This window comes from Actinomadura sp. GC306, assembly GCF_004348665.1.
Lineage (GTDB): Bacteria > Actinomycetota > Actinomycetes > Streptosporangiales > Streptosporangiaceae > Spirillospora.
This window is the reverse complement of record NZ_SMKM01000379.1, coordinates 1-5,139: the sequence shown is the minus strand read 5'-3', so window position 1 is coordinate 5,139 and position 5,139 is coordinate 1. Positions and strand designations below refer to the sequence as shown.

At 74.7% G+C, this 5,139-nt stretch carries 4 protein-coding genes; all 4 read left to right on the top strand.

All coding sequences use genetic code 11. From position 1 onward, the window contains the following. The first annotated feature begins 106 nt into the window (after positions 1-106). Positions 107-2,263 carry a hypothetical protein gene (locus tag E1200_RS31130; protein ID WP_131955868.1) on the top strand — a complete coding sequence of 719 codons (2,157 nt, stop codon included), beginning with the start codon at positions 107-109 and terminating at the stop codon, positions 2,261-2,263. A gap of 5 nt (positions 2,264-2,268) precedes the next feature. Continuing rightward, positions 2,269-3,312, top strand: a complete 1,044-nt coding sequence (locus tag E1200_RS31125; protein ID WP_131955866.1) for a hypothetical protein — start codon at positions 2,269-2,271, stop codon at positions 3,310-3,312. Then, positions 3,300-4,214 carry a protein phosphatase 2C domain-containing protein gene (locus E1200_RS31120; RefSeq protein WP_131955864.1) on the top strand — a complete coding sequence of 305 codons (915 nt, stop codon included), beginning with the start codon at positions 3,300-3,302 and terminating at the stop codon, positions 4,212-4,214. Before E1200_RS31125 ends, E1200_RS31120 begins: the two co-directional genes overlap by 13 nt. Further along, positions 4,211-5,139, top strand: a 929-nt coding sequence (locus E1200_RS31115; RefSeq protein ID WP_131955862.1) for a hypothetical protein, incomplete at its 3' end; no start/stop codon positions are given. The genes E1200_RS31120 and E1200_RS31115, both read left to right, overlap by 4 nt.

Here is a 5,139-nt window from a genome sequence, read left to right as displayed (position 1 = left end):
GGGCGTACGCGTACATCGCCGGCCCCCCGGCGCCGGCGATGTACGCGTACGCCCCGAACGGGACGGTCGTCATGCGCGACCAGCACAACCACTACTACGGACGGTCATGAGCGAACCGAGCGAAGCAGAAGATCCGCAGCGGGCGGGTTCCGACGCCGCGGTACCGCCGGAGCACGAGGATGGTGCGGACGGCGGCCGGGAGGAGGCGCCCCCGTCCCACACGGACGTCCTGAACGAGCGCGGACCGCGCGGCGCGATCCAGGACCGGATCGGCACCGAGCGGGACGCGCTGTCCGGATACGGGCGCGCGGGGCAGTACGTCGGCCGCGACCAGCACAACCACTACTACGGCGCTCCAGGCGGTCAGCGCGGCCGGGTGGCCCCGCTGCGGCCACGGGACGTCCAGGAGGTCGAGCAGGCGTTCGTCGAGCCCGCGGACTTCGACGAGCTGTGCCGCCGCGCCCGGGGCCGCCGGATCGTGATTCTGCAGGGGGACCGCGGGTCGGGCCGGTTCGCGGCGGCGCGCCGGCTGCTGTGCGTCCTCGGCGGGGAGACGCCCGCGCTGCACGGGGTGGACCCCGCGATCGGGCTGGACGAGCTGACCGCCGAGGACCTCGCCGAGGGGGCCGGCTACGTCTACCGCGACCCGCTGCGGCCGGGCGCGATCACCGCGTTCGGCCTCGACCACGCCGCCGCGCTGCTGGAGGCCGCCGGCGCCCACCTGGTGATCACGGTGGACGCGGCGCGTCCGCTCGCCGACGCCCGCGCGGCCGACCTGGTGCTGCGCCCCGGCCGGGTCCGCGACCGACGGGAGATCACCCGCGGCCTGCTCGCGCTGGAGCTGGGCGCGGCCAAGGCACGCATCCTGCTCGACGAACCGGGCGTCCGGGAACTCCTCGACGAGCAGCTGGCTCAGGACGGCCCGCCGCGGCATGCGCGGACCGTCGCCGACGAACTCGCGCATGCCTACCGGCAGGCGCTCCCGCTCGCCCGCACGGCCGGGCAGGCGTTGCGGTTGCGCGACGACGAGCGGCGCGCCGAGTGGTTCGAGAGCCTTGAGGACCTCTCCGTGCAGTGCATGGCGGTGTCCACGGCCGTGCTGAGCGGCGAACCGTACGAGACGGTCGCGCTCGCCGCGATGAAGCTGAAGGGCGACCTGGAGCCGGCGGCCCCGCATCGCGACTCGCTCCGCCCCCTCAACGCTCGGCTGGCGCCGACGAAGCGGAAGTGGCTGAACAGCCTCGGTGCGCACACCGTTCCCTCCACGGTTCGGCTGCGGTACGGGGCGACGGCACCGACCGAGGTCATCCGCTACCTCGACCCGTCCGCGCAAGGCAAGGTGCTCGGATACTTCTGGCGCGAGTTCGACGAGCAGCGCCCTCTTCTGCTGGCCTGGCTGCGCTGGTGCGCCGAGCACCCCCTGGAGAGCGTCCGCACCCGCACCGCCGTCGCTACCGGTTTCCTCGCGGCTCGCGGCTTCGACCTGGTCCGCGCCCTCGTCATCGAGCCGGTGGCCCGACGCCGGGACCGGCAGGCCCGGACCGTCGCCGCCGCCGCACTGCATGCGACGGTGCGGCAGCATCCGGCGCTGCGCGAACCCGTCCGGGAACTGCTGCGCGGCTGGAGCGCGCCGGGGCAGCCCGTCCAGCTCCGCGCGACCGCGGCTCGCGCCTGGCGGGTGGAGTACGAGCGCGGCCCCGGTGACGCGCCGGGCGAGGGCGGGGTGTCCGCCGCCCTGGACCGGCTCGGCGAGCACGCCGCCGACGACGCCCTCGCGGTGACGGCGGCGGTGTGCGAGTCCGTCACCGAGCTGTGGGAGACCGAGTGGGACGGCGGACAGGTCCCCGCGGGACTGCTGGCATGGACGCGCGGTGACGCCGGGACCTGCGCCACGGTCGCCCGGCTGGCGTTCCTCACGGCCGCGGGGCAGCTCGTCCGGCGGCTGCCGGGTGATGACTTCGACTGGCCCGGCCTGCTGCACATCGCGTCGATGGACGCCGCGCGGATGCACGAGATCGCGGCGCTGTGGCGGACGGTCCTCAACGACGCGGTCGTCCACGAGAGCGCCCGGGAGATCTTCGGCGAGTGGGCGGCGGCGGCCGACCGGGTGCCGCTCGTGCGCCGTTCGCTGGCGCGGCTCGCCCAGGCCGTCGCGACCGACGAGACGACGGCGGGGCGGCTGCGGTACGCGGCCCGCGGATGGGCGGACGGCATCGCCCCGGCGAGTTCCGCCGACGTACTGAACGCCCTCAACAGGAGGTGACCCAGGTGGACCAGAACGCAGAAGGCCCGCGGGCAGAGGTTCCGCAGTCCCCGGACCGGCAGGACGCCCCGCTCGCGGCCCCGGTCATCATCAGCCGGACCCCGGTGCGGACGGCCGCCCCCGCCGCGGCGATGCCTGGGCGCGCCCTCGTCTACTCCGACCGCGATGGGCGCACTGAGCACCTCACCGCGCCGCCGCGCGGCCGGTTCGGCGGGTTCGGCGCCACCCGCTACGAGTGGCGGTTCGAGGTCGACACGACCCTGCGCTCCGACACGTTCACGGCATCGGTGCCGAGCCGTACCGAGACGGCCCGGTTCGTGGTGACGGTGGAGGCGGAGTGGTCGGTCACCGACCCGGTCCGGGTGGTGCGGCGGGGCCTGGCCGACGGCGCCCGGCTGGTCCGCTCGCGGTTGCTGACCGTGGCGCGGTCGGTCGGGCACGGCTACCGGATCGAGCAGATCTCCGAGATGGAGGCGGTGCTGGCCGACCGGCTCGCCGCCGAGTACCGGCAGTATCCGGAGGGGATCACCGTCCATCGCTGCTTCGTCGCCGCCGAGCCCGACCAGCGCAGCCGCGCCAAGCAGGAGCGGCTGGACGACGCCCGCGTCGAGCGGCAGCTCAGCGAGGAGGAGGTGGGCGCGCTGCGCGCCTCGGTGCGCAACAGCTCCGACCTGTTCCTGATGTACCTGGCGCAGGACCGCAACCGGGTCGGAGACCTGATCATGGACATGCGCAAGCACGAGGAGATCCGCGAGGAGCGTGTCATCGAGCTGTTCAACCGTGCCGTTGAGCAGAACATCATGCAGCCCGCCGAGGTCAACGAGATGCTCCGCCGGCTGCTGGGCCCCATCACCGGCGTGTTCCAGCCGGACGCGCGGACCGACCTGTTCGGTACCCGGGAGCTGCCGGTGCCGGCCGCTGCGGAACCGTCCGTGATCCCCGCGCCGGTGGTGGACGCCACCGATGACGAGGACGTCATGCCGGACGATCTGCGCAACCGCCCCGAGAACGTCGTGGACGAGTGGAGGCCGATGCCGTGGGACTCCTGAGCCGACGGCGGCCCACCCCGGCCGCCCGGCCCGCGGCCGCCGCGCCACCGGGGCCGTCCGAGCTCGCCGGCATGGACTTCCCGCGCCCGCTCGGCGCGGGGGCCCGGCAGTCGCGGGAGCCGTGGCGGCTGCCGGACGAGCCCGCGATATCGGGCATCGCCGCCGACGCCGTCCGCGTCGGTGCCCTGACCGTCCGGGCAGCCTCGGTCGTGGGGCCCGGGCACCGCTGCGCCGAGCCCGCGCAGCACCGGCAGGACGCCTACCGGATCGGCCGCGACCCCGGCCGGCGGTACCTGCTGGTCGCGGTCGCCGACGGGATGTCCGACAGCAGTCGCTCGCACCTGGGCGCGAACGTCGCGGTCACCGCCCTGATCGGCCGGCTCCGCGCGGACCTCGGAAGCGGCGCCCCGCTGGACGGGCCCGCGCTCTTCCTCGACGCGGCCCGGCAGATGTCGGGGATGGCGCACCGGCAGAAGGCGGCCGACAACGACGTGCGGGCGGCGGCGCTCGCCGCGGCCGTCCCGGTGGAGCCGGCCGCGGACGGACGCCGCCGGGTCTGGGTGTCCTGGATCGCAGACGTCGGCGCATGGACCCGCACCGGCTCCGGATGGACCCGCCTCGTCGGTGCCGACAAGGAAGGGCCGGACCGGGATGTGCTGTCCGAATTCCTGCCCTTCCATCCGGATCGGGCGCAGACCACGGAACTGACTCTGGAAGAGGGCGCGGTGCTGGCGCTCGTCACCGACGGGATCGGGGACGTCCTCGCGGACGGCGCCGCACCGTGGTTCGCCGAACGCTGGGCCGAGCCGCCGCACATCGCCTCGTTCGTGGCCGACGTCGGCTACGACGCGCGCGGACGACTCGACGACCGCACCGCCGTCGTCGTCTGGTGCGACCGGTGAGGGCCTGGTCGGACCGGCCGTTCGGGCCGGTCACGCAGCTGGCGGACGTGGCCGCCGAGGGGCTGCGGATCGCAGGGGAGAACGGCCAGTCCACGGCCGTGTACGAAAGCGCCGCCTATCCGGGGTGGCTTGTCAAGCGCTACAAGCCGGGCATCCCCGAGGAGCCGGCCGAGGTCCTGGACCGGCTGATCGCGCTGCCCGCCGCCATGCCCCCGCACGACCTGGTCCTCGTCGACACGGCGACCTGCTGGCCGGTCAGCCGCGTCGTCTCGGACGGCAGGACGGTCGGGGTCCTCATGGCGAAGGCCCCCGCCGAGTTCTCCACGCTGGTGCGAACGCCGTTCGGGCCGCCCGAGCGGCTTCCGCTCAACCTGGACCAACTGGTGCAGACCGACCCCGGGTTCTACGAAGCCCGGGGGCTCGGGGTCCCGGATCGGGCGGAGCGCCTCGGGGTCGCCCGCCACATCCTGCGCGTCGCCGCCCTGCTGGAGCGCCGCGGCGTCGTCTACGGGGACTGGTCGTACGCGAACATGTTCTGGCAGCGGGGCGAGGGCCGCGTCTTCCTCATCGACATGGACGGCTGCGGGCTGTCATCGCGGCCCTGGGTGGAGTGCAACTCCTGGAACGACCCCGCGGTGCCGCCGGGGGAGCGCCTCACCGTCCGAACCGACCGCTACAAGGTCGCGGTGGCGGTGCTGCGGGCCCTGACCGGCGTCCGCGGCGAGGACCCCCATCCGGCTTTGGACGCGCTCGACGAACGGCTGCGCTCCAGCGCGTTCGGCGACGCCTTGCGGTGCTCGCTCGACGATCCGCCGGAACTGCGGCCCAGCTCCGGGGAACTTCTGGAACTGCTGGACAGCGATCTCGACGAGCGGCCCGCACCGGCACCCCACCCGCGGGCGGCTCCGGAACCCCCGCCGCGGCC